At 49.4% G+C, this 16,526-nt stretch carries 12 protein-coding genes; 6 read left to right on the top strand and 6 right to left on the bottom strand.

Annotated elements, in window-relative coordinates; translation table 11 throughout:
- Positions 1-514 precede the first annotated feature (514 nt).
- Positions 515-1,306, bottom strand: coding sequence for a helix-turn-helix domain-containing protein (locus tag FH974_RS25010; protein ID WP_047884972.1), 792 nt, complete (start codon positions 1,304-1,306; stop codon positions 515-517).
- A 592-nt stretch (positions 1,307-1,898) separates the two neighbouring features.
- Between FH974_RS25010 and FH974_RS25005 the strand changes: the two genes are divergently transcribed.
- From FH974_RS25005 to FH974_RS24995, 3 genes are all read left to right on the top strand, one after another.
- Entirely contained in the window at positions 1,899-2,858 is a 960-nt protein-coding gene (locus FH974_RS25005) for an AEC family transporter (RefSeq protein ID WP_047884974.1), read from the top strand.
- Between the two features lie 743 nt (positions 2,859-3,601).
- A complete protein-coding gene (locus FH974_RS25000) occupies positions 3,602-4,312 on the top strand; it encodes a helix-turn-helix transcriptional regulator (RefSeq protein WP_047884976.1) in 711 nt (236 codons plus the stop codon).
- Positions 4,313-4,459: 147 nt separating this feature from the next.
- A complete protein-coding gene (locus FH974_RS24995) occupies positions 4,460-4,630 on the top strand; it encodes a hypothetical protein (RefSeq protein WP_047884977.1) in 171 nt (56 codons plus the stop codon).
- A gap of 63 nt (positions 4,631-4,693) precedes the next feature.
- Here the strand turns inward: FH974_RS24995 and pdxH are convergent, their stop codons facing one another.
- Complete coding sequence (gene pdxH / locus FH974_RS24990; RefSeq protein WP_047884978.1) at positions 4,694-5,338, bottom strand: pyridoxamine 5'-phosphate oxidase; 645 nt, start codon at positions 5,336-5,338, stop codon at positions 4,694-4,696.
- Positions 5,339-5,506: 168 nt separating this feature from the next.
- Between pdxH and FH974_RS24985 the strand changes: the two genes are divergently transcribed.
- From FH974_RS24985 to FH974_RS24975, 3 genes are all read left to right on the top strand, one after another.
- The gene (locus FH974_RS24985) at positions 5,507-7,333 is read left to right on the top strand and encodes a sensor histidine kinase (RefSeq protein WP_047884979.1); all 1,827 of its coding nucleotides are present in this window, start codon (positions 5,507-5,509) and stop codon (positions 7,331-7,333) included.
- Positions 7,330-8,664: a sigma-54-dependent transcriptional regulator gene (locus tag FH974_RS24980; RefSeq protein ID WP_047884980.1), complete on the top strand. Its 1,335-nt coding sequence runs from the start codon at positions 7,330-7,332 to the stop codon at positions 8,662-8,664. Before FH974_RS24985 ends, FH974_RS24980 begins: the two co-directional genes overlap by 4 nt.
- 189 nt (positions 8,665-8,853) lie before the next feature.
- Entirely contained in the window at positions 8,854-10,836 is a 1,983-nt protein-coding gene (locus FH974_RS24975) for an EAL domain-containing protein (protein ID WP_207103925.1), read from the top strand.
- 42 nt (positions 10,837-10,878) lie between these two features.
- Here the strand turns inward: FH974_RS24975 and FH974_RS24970 are convergent, their stop codons facing one another.
- The 4 genes from FH974_RS24970 to FH974_RS24955 form a co-directional block, all read right to left on the bottom strand.
- Complete coding sequence (locus tag FH974_RS24970; protein ID WP_207103924.1) at positions 10,879-12,564, bottom strand: FapA family protein; 1,686 nt, start codon at positions 12,562-12,564, stop codon at positions 10,879-10,881.
- A gap of 195 nt (positions 12,565-12,759) precedes the next feature.
- Positions 12,760-13,170: a hypothetical protein gene (locus FH974_RS24965; RefSeq protein WP_047884982.1), complete on the bottom strand. Its 411-nt coding sequence runs from the start codon at positions 13,168-13,170 to the stop codon at positions 12,760-12,762.
- Between the two features lie 401 nt (positions 13,171-13,571).
- The gene (locus FH974_RS24960) at positions 13,572-14,318 is read right to left on the bottom strand and encodes a phosphatase (protein WP_047884983.1); all 747 of its coding nucleotides are present in this window, start codon (positions 14,316-14,318) and stop codon (positions 13,572-13,574) included.
- Positions 14,315-16,519 (bottom strand): tRNA(Met) cytidine acetyltransferase TmcA, encoded by a 2,205-nt coding sequence (locus tag FH974_RS24955; RefSeq protein ID WP_047884984.1) that lies wholly within the window; start codon positions 16,517-16,519, stop codon positions 14,315-14,317. Before FH974_RS24955 ends, FH974_RS24960 begins: the two co-directional genes overlap by 4 nt.
- Between the last annotated feature and the right edge of the window lie 7 nt (positions 16,520-16,526).

Below are 16,526 nucleotides of genomic sequence, written 5' to 3'. Positions count from 1 at the left end.
ATCAGTGTTACTGTTGAGGAGATTTTATTTTCCGGCAACCCTGGAGTCTTGCTGTATTCTCCGATAATTTTTAGAAAAAGTCCGGCCTTTAACAAAAATCGACCCAGGATTTTTAGAAATGATGCATTTTTACTTAACCGGTAGCATAAAAATGGTCACAAACTCACCAGTTAACGATGGTCAGAAACAGACCAGAGAGGTGGAACGATGATCACGGAAGGATAGAAGCCATACACGGGTACAGTGCGCTGACGGGAAAATGTAAAAAGAAGGCTAACAGCGGGTTTCATCAGCCATTCTGAACAAGGCTGAGTTGTTACAGAAACAACGCCTGATTTGACAGTGGCCGTTTACGATTCAGCCACTCACACGGCAGTGCCGAGAGAGGCCGCAAGCATTGTCGTAAACGCACTGTTGTTCACAAGAAACGAAGGTGAGAGGGTTGAAAGCTCGACACTTAACCAGACAAAAAAACAAGAAGACAGATTTTGTGGGCAAACAGCGGAACGCTGGCTCAATAGCCCTGATTATCTTTGCGATAACGTGCCGGAGGCTTACCAAACAGACGGGTAAATGACTGGGTAAAACTGCTTTGGCTGGCAAAGCCGGTACTGTGGGCAACCTGCGCCACACTCAATTTGGATTCTTCAATCAGCTCACGCGCCAATTCCAGACGTTTTTTCAGTACATACTGGTGCGGAGTCATACCGGTTTGTTCTTTAAACAGGAAATGGAACTGACTTTCTCCCAGAAACACCAGACCAGCAAGCTGAGACACGGAAATTTTCCGGGTCAGATGCTGAACAATGTACTGATCGATGATATCCATATTCAGGCGATAGAAATGACGCTCCTCATTCAGCGGTTTGAAGTGCCGATGCAGGACACACATCAACGTATCGGTACACGCTTTGCTGAGCAGTAAGTCATCGGGGTGTGCAATCATCTCAGCAGTCAGCACCTGGATCAGGTTTTGCGCCTGGCGATCCAGATGAAAATAACCGGATTGTTCAAACAGGCGAGACAGGTTGTTCGATGTATACACAGCCTGTGATTGTTCGACCGGAACATTAAGCACCAGAATTTCATTGTTACCGATACCGGAAAAGGCGTGTTCCGAATCCGCCGCTACCAGGCAGCCCTGCCCCGGGCAGACCAGATTTCCCGCCCCTTCAATATCAAATTCCGTTTGCCCGGACAGCCCAATCACGACCTGGTTATAACCGTGGTTGTGATGATCCATCTGTTCCGGCAGCTTGATGATCTCGGAAGGTTTGTAGGTCACCGAATATAGCTTGTCACTCATGCTAAAAAGTTGCAGGGCCGTAGTAAGGACATAGAAAGATCATACCATACCTTCTCCCCCCACGATAACAGCGGAACTATGATCAAGAAGCAATTATTTACGGCGGATGTCGTTTCAAATCACTTCTGTTGATTTTCAACACAAATTTCCCTAATCGAGGTCACACATCACCTCGCAATCGACGTTAAGTGTATACATTTTCTCCGCCCCAAAAATGGAATTTAAATATTTTAAATCATATAGATAGAAAATTGATCCGAGAATCATCAGGATAAGCCCGCCCAACCAGACCCACACCTCCGCCACAATGATGGGGTTTCCCTTGATCATGCTTCAGGGCCAGTGTGAAAAAATGGATCGGGATCGTACTTGATCATCGTTCCAATTGAACCAACACCCTCCGTTATTTAGCCAGCCTTGATCATCGTTCCATCTATTATCAACACCTTAGCGTCCGTTTGTCACATGGATAACGACGCCGAGTGACTCAATGCATTCCCATGAAGATCAAGTGGTTACCGATCCGATGATCTTGTTACACAGTGTATGTTAATTGTGCTACAAATAGGGCTCACAATAAGGATACCGTTTCATGAACGAATTTTTCACACAGCTGCACTACTCTTTTTCCGTTACCGGGCCCATCTTCTTGATGCTCGGGCTGGGGGTGTTCCTTAAACGCCGGGGGATTCTGACAGACCCGTTTATCGAAACCGGCTCCAAATTGGTCTTTACCATCACCCTGCCAGCCATGTTGTTTCTAAGCGTCGCCAAGGCCGATTTGGCCCAGATCGGCAATGTCAATCTGTTGGGGTATGCGGTTGTGGCCAACATTTTGATTTATCTGCTGTTTGAAAGCCTCGCCGGAAAGCTGATCAAGGAACGTCGTGATATTGGTGTCGTAGTGCAGGGCGCATTTCGCGCCAACACCGGAATTATCGGGCTGGCGTATGTCAGCAACGCATTCGGTGAAACTGGCCTGGCAATTGGCTCACTGTATGTGGCAGCCATTACGGTGCTCTACAACATTCTGGCGGTCATCACCCTCAGCCGGGCAAACCCGCAACAACAACAGCTGGGCACCCGGTTTCTGATACGTTCCATCACCACCAATCCGCTTATCCTCAGCATCGTACTGGCATTACCCTTTTCCGTGTTTACGATTCCCATTCCGCAAATCCTGACCGATTCCGGCCGTTATTTTGCTGATATGACCTTGCCGCTTGCCTTGTTGTGTACCGGGGCCAGTCTGGATTTCAAGCAGCTTCGACAAAGTTCAACCCTGACCCACTTTGCCAGCAGCGGACGTCTGATTATCGCCCCCCTGCTGATCACACTGGCAGGCTATTGGGCCGGATTCAGAGAACTGGAGCTGGGTATTATCTTTTTGATGAGTGCAGCCCCCACAGCCGCAGCCAGTTATGTCATGGCACGAAACATGGGGGGAAATGCCAATCTGGCCGCCAACATTATTGCCATCACAACGTTAGGCTCACTATTTACCTGTAGCCTTGGCATCACCCTGCTAAAAACTTTCCGGCTTATTGACTAAATTATTTGGCTACCCGGCAAGGTAGCCATTTTAGTTATTTTTCTTCGCGATAAATGTCAGGTAAGAAAAATAAACCTCGTCGATAAAGCCCTGACCTGAAATATAAATTCTGATTATTGGTAGCAAATAAACAACGGGCATATCACATGTATGCATAACTGGGCAGTCGCATTATATGCCCGATACGCGATGTGACCTGTTTCACTTTTATGATTAAAAATAAATGTAACACCGATATGCGGTATATTTGAATAACCTGTCAATTAACTATGAAACTAACAGGATATTTTAAGAAAGAGGGTTAAATACGCGAATAGTGTGAAGAAATGTCAACTTTCACAGACAAAAATAACAAATCACAAAGTAAAAATATTGTCAATAGGTGAATTCCCCCCTTAAACTACGCGCCCCGCTGCGATACATTTAGTCCCGCAGGCAGCAAACGGGATTCAGCGTTTACTGTTAGCCGTATCCAGCTTTGGATACATGCCAAGCGGATTTGCTTTGATATACACCCTCATATCGAAGATTATGAATCTGATTGGATACCTCTTCTACACGTCGTACAGGATTGTGCTCTTCGGAGTCAAACTCTTGTCTTTGCCGACCTAAATAGGTCGGCTTTTTTTTGTTTTTCTCCATTAATGTCCAATTAACCGTCATCCGGATATTGTAACCCCGCCATATTCCTTTACACTTCCCTCTTGTATTTGGTTTAACGTTATTTGGTTCAGGCTGCGTAAGTGAAAAATAAAGTCGACCCGTCATTATTACATTTATTTAATCAACTCCCCGGATGCTGGGGCTGTAAAGATAAAGACTCTGTTTTTGTTTATGCAAATGCAGAATATGGGGAAATTATTGGGGTCGACCATCATTTAGATTGTATTGGCCGCACTGATTTTGATATGCCAAGCCCAACGGTGGAATGTGCCGAAGCATTTCGCGAGCAGGACAGCCAGGTTATTTTAACGGGCAAAAGAATGCGGGTGCTGGATATTCATCCCTACTCGGACGGGAGCTGGCGTGCACATTTATTCACTAAAACCCCGTGGCGAGATGAAAATAATGACGTCGTTGGCACGATTTTCTCTGGTGTCGAGCTGAAAGATACCGCCGTACTGGAAGTCGGGCACTGGATTTGCCGCGCAGCCGGCCTGGATCCGAAAGAACAAGCGTCTTTTAACCTGGATCTCAACCATCGCCCGCTCAACCTAAACACCCGCGAGTCAGAAGTGCTGTTTTTGTTGCTTTATGGCAAAAAACCTCAGTACATCAGTAAGGTGCTTGGCGTATCAGTCAAAACAGTCGAAAACTATGTACTGCGACTGCGCGAGAAATTTAACGCCAACTCCAAAAATGAACTGCTGGATATCGCCCTGGATCTCGGCTACGGCTCACATATTCCGGAAAGCATGCTCAAACGCCAGCTTTCTGTCATCCTGAAAGAGTAACCGCCAGATAGAAAAAGATCGGATCTTTAGATTGCGGTTTTGCAGTACCAACCCTGTTTCCAGATCAAAATCTGAGCGATAGCCATTGCCTATAATCCGCTCAGATTTGATTCATGGCCGCAAGCCACAGTTATTCTCGGAAACAGTATGAAACAGTTCACTATCACTTACGTTGTACACCCTCACTTCAATATTCCTTGCAAATACCATATTCAGGCAAATAATGAAGTGGAGTCCATTGCCAGCGCTGAGAAAGCGCTGAAACTTCGCCATCCGGAAGGCATCAGCATCGTTACCAGCCAACCGCAACTGGCCTGAACGCAGAACACAAAAAAGAGCAGCCGAAGCTGCTCTTTTTATTCAGATGACACAAATACTGTGTTACGGCGCCAAGCGCTCAATCGTCCACTCCTGGCTATCTGTTGCCGTGCGCGTGTAGATAAAGCGATCGTGCAAACGATTTGCGCCACCTTGCCAGAATTCTATCGAGTTAATTTTCACCCGGTATCCCCCCCAGAAGGTTGGCACCGGCACTTCACCTTGCGCGAACTTCTGCTTCAGCTCCATAAACTTGCTTTCCAGCGCCTGACGGGCAGTCAGACGTGAACTCTGCTTACTGGCCCAGGCCGCAATCTGGCTTTCTTTCGGACGGGACGTGAAATATTTCATCACTTCCATCTTGGAAAGCTTGGTTGCAGTGCCGGTGATATGTACCTGACGCTCCAGCGGGTGCCATGGAAAATGCAGGCTGATACGCGAGTTGTGCTCGAGATGGCTGGCTTTACGGCTGCCCAGGTTAGTGTAAAAAACAAAACCATCTTGATCGTAATGCTTCAGCAGAACAATTCGCTGATACGGCTGGCCATGTTCGTCCACCGTCGCAATTGTCATCGCAGTCGGATCCGTCAGATTGGCCGCTATCGCCTGGTCCAGCCATTTTTCAAACAGCTTTTCTGGCTGCTCAGGTAAATCGTGACGGCGCAATCCACCGCGTGTATAGTCACGACGAATATCAGACAATTCCATTGTTATCTCCGCTAGTTATCTGTGAAGTACGACTGACGCTAAAATTTTGCGCTTTGTCTTGGCGAAACACAAGCTCAATCCGGCAGGGTGCTTAACTGATAGCCACCTCGCTGAAGCAACGCCAAAAGTTTGCTACATTAGCCTTCTGCTTTTCCTGCTGACGAACATATGACGATAAAAAGAAAGTTCCTGACGCTGGCAATCGTGATCGGCTGTCTCGGTACTGGTGCCGTTGCTTCACTGACCTATCATCAGGCTCAGCAACAACTCAACCAGAAACTGATCGCGAATGTTGACCAGCTGGGAAACAAAATCGACGTACAGTTAAAACGCTATAGTCGTTTGCCTCAAGTACTGGCCAATGATCCCCGTTTACTGGGGCCGCTTCTCAGTGATGTATCAGAACGATACCCGGTAACCAATCAATTTCAGGTCACCAGCCAGATGCTGCAGGAGTGGTGCAACACCCTAGGCGCTGACACAATTTATCTGATGGATCCCAATGGCACGACACTGGCGTCCAGCAACTGGCAAGCGAAACAATCATTTGTCGGACAAAATTACCATTACCGTCCGTATTTCCAGCAAGCCTTTCAAGGCCGACACGGGCAATATTTTGCCTTAGGGGTCAGTTCAGAAAAACGCGGCTACTTCTTTTCGGCGCCGGTCCGTTATGAAAATACGGTACTGGGAGTACTGACGATCAAAGTTGATCTGTCGCTGATTCAGGATATCTGGCAATACGAAGAAATTGAGTATGCGATCACCGATGCACGAGGCATTGTGTTTTACAGCTCAGAACCAACCTGGCTGTATCACAGCCTGGCCGCCCTCAGTCCGGAAGTACGGCAACAAGTGATTGCCTCACGACAGTACGGCAATGCTCCTCTGGCACCACTGACCCATTCCTCTACCCTGGCAGAATTCAATCAGCTAAGCTACCCGGTTATAAGTGCTCCGGGCAGCGGCAAACAGACCCGGTTTTCATTTGCTCGCCATGAGATGGCAAAAGCCGGCTGGACCATTTACGGTTTCACCCCATTGACGGCGGTCAGCCAGATGGTAGGACAAGAATTACTGATTTTTATCCTGCTGTATATTTTGCTGTGCTTTGCCCTTCATGCTTGGTGGCAGACTTACCGTGCTCGCCGTGATCTGGCGAAGCTGAACAGCAAGCTGGAACGGACGGTCACCAAACGTACCCAGAACCTGCAAAATGCCAATCAGCAACTCAAACAAACCCTGCGCCAGTACGAACTCAGCCAGGCCGAGCTGAAACAAACGCAATCAGAACTGATGCAAGCTGCCAAGTTGGCGATGCTGGGCGAGCTGTCTGCCAGCATCAACCATGAAATTAACCAGCCGCTGGCAGCCATGCGGACCTATGCCGAAAACTCCCGCAAATTGTTAGCAAAAGAACGTTTTGAGGCTGTCGCCGGAAACCTGGACGAAATTGTTCGCCTCAATGGTTTAGTTGCCGACATCATTGCCCGTTTTAAAGTTTTTGCCCGCAAGACCTCCCCGCAGGCAGCCACGCGCCACACCAATGTCCATGAGTCCGTTCGTGCGGCTGCCGCCTTGCTGCGCACCAGCCTGATCAAGCAAGGGGTCGTGCTGCGGATCGGGGAGTTGAACGCCGACACGACAGTCGACATTGATGCAGTACAATTTGAACAAGTCTTGGTTAACCTGTTACAAAACAGCGTGCAGGCTTTGGCAGAGCACCCAGAGCCTCAGATAGGCGTTGATTTTACCTGTTATCAGAACACCCTGTCCTGCCATGTCTGGGATAACGGTCCCGGTTTATCGGATCAGCAGAAACAATCAGTTTTCAACCCATTCTATACCACTAAGCCAGATGGCTTAGGACTGGGTCTGACCATCTCCCAGCGCATTCTTCATGCCAGCCAGGGAGAACTGTCAGTGACAGATCATCCTGGTGGCGGCGCTGAATTTATTATTACTCTGCCTTTATCGAGTGAGAGATCCTCATGAACATTCCCGTCATTTTTATCGACGATGACAAAGCCATCCGTGATGCGCTAGGCCAAACTCTGGAGCTGGAGGATTATGATGTCCAGTTATTTCCCGGCGCCAAACCGGCTTTAGACGTGCTCGATACCCAATTTCAGGGCGTGATCATTACAGATATCAACATGCCGGTGATCAACGGGCTGACCTTTCTCAAGCAGGCACTGGCCATTGATCCGGAATTCAGCATTATCATGCTGACCGGACACGGTGATATTTCGATGGCCGTCGAATCGATGCGAATCGGCGCCTATGACTTTTTGGAGAAACCATTCTCAACCGAACACCTGCTTGATGTGGTAAAGCGGGCCGCTGACAAACGCCAACTGGTACTCGAGAATCGTGAGCTACGCCGTGAGCTGGAAGTGCAGAGTGGTCCGGGGCCTCGATTACTGGGCACCTCGCCGATGATCCGGCAACTGCGTCGGGTGTTGTCTCATCTGGCCCAGAATCCCACACCACTGTTTATCCATGGCCAGCACGGCACAGGGAAGTCGCTGGTCGCGCGCTTTACCCATGATCACAGTAACCGACAGCACTCCCCTTTTATTACAATCAATTGTCAGACGGAACATCCTCATCAACTCCACCACGAGCTGTTTGGTCTCACCAACGATGAATCAGATACCCTATCGGGTACGGCAGCGGCAAGCGCCTTTCACCGTGCCTCTGGCGGTACACTGTATCTCAAGCACATCGAACAGATACCGTCAGCATTGCAACTACCGCTCCTGACAGCGATTCGTGAAGCCAAAGCGCCTGAGTCACCCCGTATCATTGTATCCGCGGCTTTGGATAATCAGCAGTTGCAACATGCCTCTCCATTTGTCAAAGCGCTCTATTATGAGCTTGGTTTCGTCGGCATCGCCCTCCCGCCGCTGCACCAGCGACGAGAAGATATTGTCATGCTGTTTAAAAACTTTCTTCGAACGGATTGCAGTCGGTTCGGAATTGAACCGCCACAGGTGGATAATGAACTGGAACATGAATTAACCCAGTACAACTGGCCGGGCAATATTCGTGAATTACGCACTTTTGCTGAGCGCTACGCCTTAATGGGAAAACAAGCCAGTCTGGGTGCGAATGGCGACATTACGGCAGCGTCCCACTCTCAGCAGGTCCCCACTCTGGCAGACCGGGTTGCAGACTTTGAATGCAAACTGCTGTGTGATGCACTTCACCGTCATCAAGGGCGGCTGAAAGACGTTCAGTCAGAACTTGGCCTGGCACGTAAAACGCTGTACGACAAACTCAAAAAATATGAGATAAACAAAGACGAATTTAAAGTCTCCTGAAATCAGCCAAACAGCGCGTTGCGCGCTGTAAAGGCCAGTAACGTTGCAGAATCCTTCGAGTCATATTCAGCTTTAATCACTCGCCAAGAAGTTTCCAACTCTATCTCAGCGCGCTTTTTGATAATTTAAGGCAGCAAACATCCTTACCGCCCTCGACTGATTCTGCACGTTGCGTTTCGAGACTGAGATATGACCATAATTAAATCTGCGTTCAGTTGGATAACTCTCTGCCTGACGCTGTTATTCCTGACCCTTTCAACAGCACATCTCTATGTGCTGAAAACGACTATTGACCATCAAGCACATTCCCAGTTACAGCAAAGTTTACGGACCTTGGAGTCTTGGCTGACATTGCCGGATCATGTCAATCTGCTTCGCGCGGATTCTTCATCCTTAACAACCATCTTCACGACCCAGCTCAGACACACGCCAGGGTTATCGGCCGAACTCAGGTTGTCAGCGCATGCAGAAACACCCTTGCACTGGGTATCTCGCACCGACACCGTTGTTACTGCGCAGCCATGGTTTACAACAGTCGCTGATTTTCAGCCGTTAACGGTCAGAGAGTCCCTTATCTATGAGGGGAATCCATTGGGTGAGTTGATTTTTACATTATCTCCGGAAACGCGTGAACAGTTGCTATGGCAGGAAGCGGTTTCATTTTTTATCGTCGCCGGTGGTTGCGGCCTGATGCTGATGTTCCTGATCTTCATTGTACTGAATCATAAACTACGTTCCATCACCACCATTGCGGCGCAAGCCAACCTGGTGATGAACAACCAGTTCAAGAGCCTGCTGCCCCTACCGGGTGATGGCGAAGGACGGACAATTGCCCGCATGCTAAACCACCTGGCGGGCCAACTGGAATCAAATTTCAAATTGCAGGCTAAAGAAGCCGTCAAACTGAAGGAACAGGCCTACCGGGATAATGTCTCTGGTTTGGGCAATCGCCATTACTTCATCAATCAGATTAACACCTGGTTGGCAGAATCAGCCAAAGGTGGCTTACTGCTCCTTAAATCTAAGCTGATCGATGACATATACCGCCATCGCGGTTTTACTGAAGGTGATGAGTTTGTCCGCAAACTGGCGGAAAGTATCAACAGCAATATCATACACAGTGAGATCACTCTGGCCCGACTCTCTTACGACGAGTTTGCCGTTTTGGCACCGAACATTACGTCAGATAAGTTAACCATAATTGGGGAAACCCTGCTGGGCGTGCACCAAGAATTGCAAACCGCTTCAGGCTGTGAGTCGCCAGACAGTGTTCACATCGGCTTACTGATGGCGACCCATCCGGGGAATGCCAGCCAGTTACTGGCTCAGCTGGATAACGTACTGGCTCAGGCCGCACGTAACCCCGACCACCCGCTGACATTAGCCAATGATAACGAGCACCCGATCGCCTTTGGCAAATTGCAATGGAAAAACCTCCTACTGGAAGCCATTGACAATGATGGCATTCAGTATCAGTACCAGCCTGTCGCCAATGAGAATAAAGGGATTTACCACTATGAAGTGTTTTCGGCCATTCAAAAAGGCCAGCAACGTTATGCAGCCGGGCAATTTCTTGGTGCCATTGAAGATGTGGGATCCGGTGTCGTCTTCGACCGCCACGTGATTGCCTATCACATTAACCGTCTCAATGCCGACAGCACGCTGGGCCCATTAGCAATCAACATCACGACAAACAGCGTGAGTGACCCAGCCTTTATTCGCTGGTTAAGTCAGATCTTGGAGCGTAATCAACGGCTCGCCAGCCGCTTGTTTTTTGAAATTCCGGAAACCAGCTTTGTGCGGACTCCGGATGCCTGCAGCTTGTTGTGCTCAGCAATTCGGTTTTACAAATTCCGCTTCGGGGTCGACAACTATGGCCGCTACTTTAAATCACTCGACTACCTGACAGAGTTCAGGCCGGATTATGTCAAAATCGATTTTTCGTACACGCATCAGTTGAATGACCAACAGAAGATAAACCTGTTGTCGTCCATTTCCCGTACGGCGCATAGTCTCAACATTCTAACCATCGCCACCCGGGTAGAAACGGAAACTCAGCTCGACCGGCTTTCCGATTTATTTGTAAGTGGTTTTCAAGGCTACATCATCGAAACTCGACAAAAGCAATCTCGGCTAAACCAGACGATTCGTGCACCCTTGCCATCCTATTAATGGCTGGCTGATTTACAGTGTAAATAGCATTTACACTGTAAATCAAAGTGGCTGCAGTACCAGTTCCTGGTCATCAAAATGGATTTTGGAAGGGCCATGTTCATTAGAGACCGAAATCAAATCTCGCTCTAACTGCACCTTAACGCCTGGATAGACTCGGTTCAGGACTTTGACTGCTACCAAGCGACGCACTTCATCATACTCGTCCCGCAACTGCTGTTGCTGTTCACGAAGCGATGTCATCAGACTTTGATGTTGCAGGGAAATCGTGCGAATTTTGTCGACTAACTCCGGAGGGCGGTTCGCTTGGGGAATGGAAAGTAACTTATGCTGAGCCTGCCGGATCTTATCTATTTGACCCAGTTCCGCATCAATTTCGCGCTGCACGGCTTGGATATGCTGCAATAAGGTCGGGGATTTCGTAAAAGCTTTTACCGTCGTTGGCACCCCCGCCAAAGCTCCGAGGTTCACCACCTTCACATTATAGCCAGCTTCGACGTCCCCCCCACTTAACGTGCCGTGGCGCTTTAGCTGGTCCATGACAACGACTTCACCGGCGGCACGGATACGGCAATGCAATACGTGCAGGGTACACACCATATCCATCCCGGTTTCAATACCAGCAAACTGTGCAAATTTACTGGTGACACTGCCACCGGCAATAATCCGACACGCATAATCCATGCCCTCTTGCTTACGCCCAATGATTCCTTTCTGAATGACTACGTCACCGCCGGCAGTCAGCTCTGCGAGTTCGACAAAACCACCCACCACGATATTCCCGCTGGCCGTCACTTTCATCCCTGGGGTGACATCACCGGAAATAATCACACTACCATCAAAGGAGATATGGCCGGTTGCCACATTCACCCCGGCAAGCGTTAATGCGTCATCAATCTGCATACCGCGTTTTTGACGAACAGGAATACCGGCCTTGTTGGCCAACAGAATATCCGGATCGGCTTGGCTGATCAGCGTCCCCTCGCCAGCCTCAAACTCTTCACTCTTACCCGGTTTAGCCGGTAATACCTTGCCGTGTACGGTGTAGCCCTGCGTACCTTCCGTCGCGGGGTAGCGCCTCATCAACGGCTGACCGGATTTTACGGTGATCAATTCTCCCAGATCCCGCATATCCACTTTACCATCATCAGTCTGCTGAGGACGCAACACACGAGAGCCTGCATCTTCGACTAACGGCTCAAAACGGGTGTTTTTACCGTGCTCGGGAAGCTTGCCAAATGCTACCGGCAACGATATTTTTTCACCGGGATTCAGGGCGAGAGTTTGACTAAGCAGGTGCTGCAACTGGGACTTACGAATGCCTTTAACAATATGATGCGACTGTAACACATCCAGTAACCCCGGTCCTGAAAGGTGTGTTCCACCATACGGAGCCGTTACGGTCAGAGAGGCCCGCATACCATCCGGATCAGTCTTAACCACCAATTGGGCATCACGTCGTTCAGCAACGATAATGGCATCTTTCGGGGAGGTGGGAGCAGGATGGCCTGAGGATCTATCGGCAGATTCAGCGGCCTGCGCCGTTTTAACTCTGGCCAATGCAGAATCTACGGCTTGTTCGAACAGGTAAAAGCGCTCCGCGCCTAACTCCGCAAGCTGAGCCAGAATGTCAGCCCGCGTCAGTTCCTGTTCCTGTCTCCCCGCAGCTTTCGGGATAAACAGTACCGCCTGCCCATCGTCAGAAAAACGAAGAAACCGTTCGGCCATTGCGACTCCCTTCCTTGAATACAGTAGTCATCGAATAACAGTCTCGCTATTCAATGAAATAATACCGAATCAATAACTTCGCCAATAATCGACAGGTCACAAATACAGCCAAGAAAACACCGCCAGATCACTGAATCAGTGATACCCCGCACATGTAACATAACACAATCGCCTCAGACATCGAGAATCAGGCAATTAGTCGAGCCCGGCCATACCAGCCACTTGTTGTTCATTCAGCCAGTGATCGAGCACAAACTGATACTGATAGCGTGCCGGGTGTTTCTTATTCGAAGAGTCCGGGTCAAGGCGTACATAGCCATCCACCCTGCCAACAGAATGCAGATAGAGCTGGTAACTGGCTGTAGGCGGCAAGCGATGGTCAGTTTCAAAATACAGGGAATGGCGACTAACACGATTTATGGACACTTTCACTCCAACATCATGCCAATCAATCAACGTATCATCTGCCAGCGATTGATAGTGGAGACGGGCAGCCACGCCCCCTTTTCCGAGCGAGTAACAACGTTCATCCCACTGCGAAAGCGAGATATCAGGGGTTGAAATCAGCTTGCGCAGTGCAGGGCTGGGCACTTTTATCAGGCTCATGACGCCTCCTTATCAAACCGACGATAGTCAAAGAACGGAATTCGAACTTTTTTGTTTTAATTGTTTTGAGGTAAACGCAACTAGCCCCAAGCGCGGGCTGTCTTATAACATTAGTAAAAAATCTGCGGATCTGACAAATCACAATTACGTTATAGAACAACATTCTGTATATGAATTTACAGTGTAAATGAGGTGATCGCCATAAGATGGCTAGGTAGCACTGCGCCACAATAGCATCATTTTTGGAATGAGATTACAGGCCTCATCATAGTCGTTGATGGCTGCACGCTGTCAGCTATCCTTGCCGGGTCATAAAAAAGAACTGATTTACTCGGCAAGGTAGCAAAGAAATGACAAGAAAAGATTTACCGTTGAAAGGAATAAAAATTTACAGTGTAAATTCAGCTGGTCATCCCCGAAAATTCGGGAATCGGATGATGACCACGTTCTAGCAAAAATGCCAGAAAGCGCTGGGCATTTGCTGTCACAACCAATTCTTCAGGCATAGCGACATAATCAAGCAATGCTTTTACTGAGGTAAAATTTCCCACATCCGCCGCGAAATGGGCATCAGAGCCCGTGGTAATACGAGCCCCCAGTTCTTTCGCAAGTGATGCTATGTCCTCGCAGCGCGGTGCACTTCCTACTCGGGAACCTGACAACGACGAATTGTTAATCTCAATAACCACGCCACATTCTGCCGCAGCTTTAATAACACGCTCAAAATCAAAATCAAAATTGGGATTACCAAGGTGCCCAAGCGCGTCTACCCGACCAGACTGAATCACGTTCAACAGAGTCTGGGTATGCGTTTCCCTGTCTGCCGGGCGAAAAACCGGTTCGTGAAAACTCGCTAAAATCCAATCAAGATGCTCAGCTACCTGAGGCGTGATATCAATCTCACCAGCAGGGTTGATAATATTTGCTTCGATACCTCGTAGCAGGCCAACCCCATGAAGAAAGCGCGGAAGAATTTTCTGATTGGCAAAATGCCAAAAATGCGGAGCACCAGGCATTGAGGGCGCATGATCCGTCACACATAACAAAGCTAACCCAGCCTCAGCAGCAGCTTGCGCATTTTCCAATAACGAGCTGTAAGCATGGCCACTTGCCAGTGTGTGCGTATGAGTGTCAACTACAATCTTCATTCAGACTCCTTGATGTCAGATGTATTCAGATGAGCATAAACAAGATCTCGCAAAACCTGCTCCGCTTGCTTCCTGCCCGCCAGGTTAAACGTTACAACCATATCACTCCAGGATTGCCGCTGGATGACCTTGGCAATAGCGTAAGCAAGAGTTTCGGCCTGCTCCTGAGTAGCAGTCAATAACGTCTGATTAAGCCAGATGGTCAACGCAGGCAAAGCCAGTTCGTAGCCCAAGCCTCCGGCAGAGTATAACGCTAAATGATGATCCACGATGTCTGCCGGCAATGATTGTACCGGCACCATCGACGGTAATAACATTAAGTACAGCGGTACAAATTGTTCTAAAGCCAACTGCGAGTAAGCCTCCATTGCATTGCTGGCAAAGGTGGCCGCAAATATGGTTGAAGCGGTCAGTTGCCAATGCTGGCTGACAGGTTCAAGTGCCCGCACGCAGAGCAAAGAGGGATAACCGCTGGCAGCATCATTTTTAAACCCGAGTCTGACCGGCACATAACCCGCCTTCTGCCAGAAACGTAACAACTCAGGCGCAAATCCGAAACTCGTCCCCAAGTAATCTACCTGACCAACAGCCCATCGCTCCGTAAATTGCAACATCGCCAAACCCAGCCCCTGTTGTTGCAAATCCGGATGGACCGCAATCCGTAAAATACGACCGGCAAGCTGACTGGCCGCTTGACCAATTCCCAGGTGTGCAGCGAGCGACTGCACCAGTAAATGTCCTTTCGGGCGGCGTGAGCCGTTCTGAATTTGCATCACCAACTCATCATCGAAACCGCCTTCAATCTGAACCAGACAGCAGCTGACAACCTGTTCATTGGCGTGACCAACCAGTACATGAAGCTGTGGGTCATCGAGCAGTGCAGTCAAGTCAGACGGGGATGTTTGATAATGCGCATTAACCAATAGACCAAACACTTGCCGCAACAACTTTTCATCCGATCCCAGCGTCTGTTTATCAATAGCCCGATAAGATATTTCGATACATGATGGCGAATCCGCCCTCCTATCGCCCTGCTGCTCGCCGATAGCGACCGCAGCTAACGCCACATCGTCAATATCAGCATCCAGCAGCAAGGCGTTAAACACCCATCGTTCAAGCGGATCCTGCTCTGCCCAGCGAATCGGTTGTGCCATCTTAAATTCACGCCATTGCGGCATGACCTGATCCAGCAATGTCCGAAACTTCACCGCAAACCCACGCCCAGTGCCTTCATAGCCATGTACCGTACTGGCAAAGACCAAGCGGTTAAATCGCTGCAACAAGGTATGGAGAATCGTGGCCGGGATTGCCGCCGCTTCATCGACAAACAGCACATCGAGTTTGGGTTGTTCAGCCAATAGCGCATCCGGCGAGAAAAATACCAGCGAACCGCTACCATGCTGAAGTTTACGCTGCTGGGAAAAAGGGAGCCCGAGACGCATAGCGCCGTGACGAAACACCGTTTCTGCCGCGGCATACGACGGCGCCGTAATCCCGATACGAAGCGAACGTTCAGCCAGTAAGCTAGCTGCAGCCAGACCAAGCGCCGCTGACTTGCCGCGGCCCCGGTCGGCAGTTAATACCAGCGGTCGCTTACGATGGCCGGTGACAACCCGCCGAATCGCGGTTATCGCCTGTGCCTGGCACACAGTCAGCGCGCCGGCATCAGCATCAATCTTCGCAAGCTTTTCCGAGAATGGCTGATCACAACGCGATGTTTGCGCCCGCCCGTTGCCAATGTCAGGTTCTCGCTCCGAATGGGAAACAACGAGAGGATAGCTAACCTGCCCTTCCCTTAACCAATACACATCCGGGGATTGAAGCAACCCCGCCAGACGCCTGTCAAACATTGACGTTCGGGTCTGCAACCCTTGCTCAGGTAAAACAAGTACACAAAGACCGCCGCCAACCAGGGTTCCGGTCATTGCGCCAAATGCTTCTGCATCAAAACCATCACGCGCGTTGACAATCAGGCTTTCGCACTCACGGCCTAACCATTGCTTCGCCTGACGAAAGGCAATGGTATTGATCTCAGCCAACAGTGGCGGGCCGCATTGCAATGTCTTAGTGTCATCCTCAATAAACAGCTGCGCCGTCGAACGGGACCAAGAGAGACTTCCCTGGATAACGACCAGATAACGGCAACGGGCATAGCGCGCGCTTGCCTTCAGCTGAGAACAAAAAGCATGGAGGGTATTCATGGTATGA

Origin of the sequence: Photobacterium ganghwense, from assembly GCF_017329545.1 — a bacterium.
In the GTDB taxonomy this organism is placed as follows: Bacteria; Pseudomonadota; Gammaproteobacteria; order Enterobacterales; family Vibrionaceae; genus Photobacterium; species Photobacterium ganghwense.
This window is presented reverse-complemented; position numbering and strand designations above follow the sequence as displayed.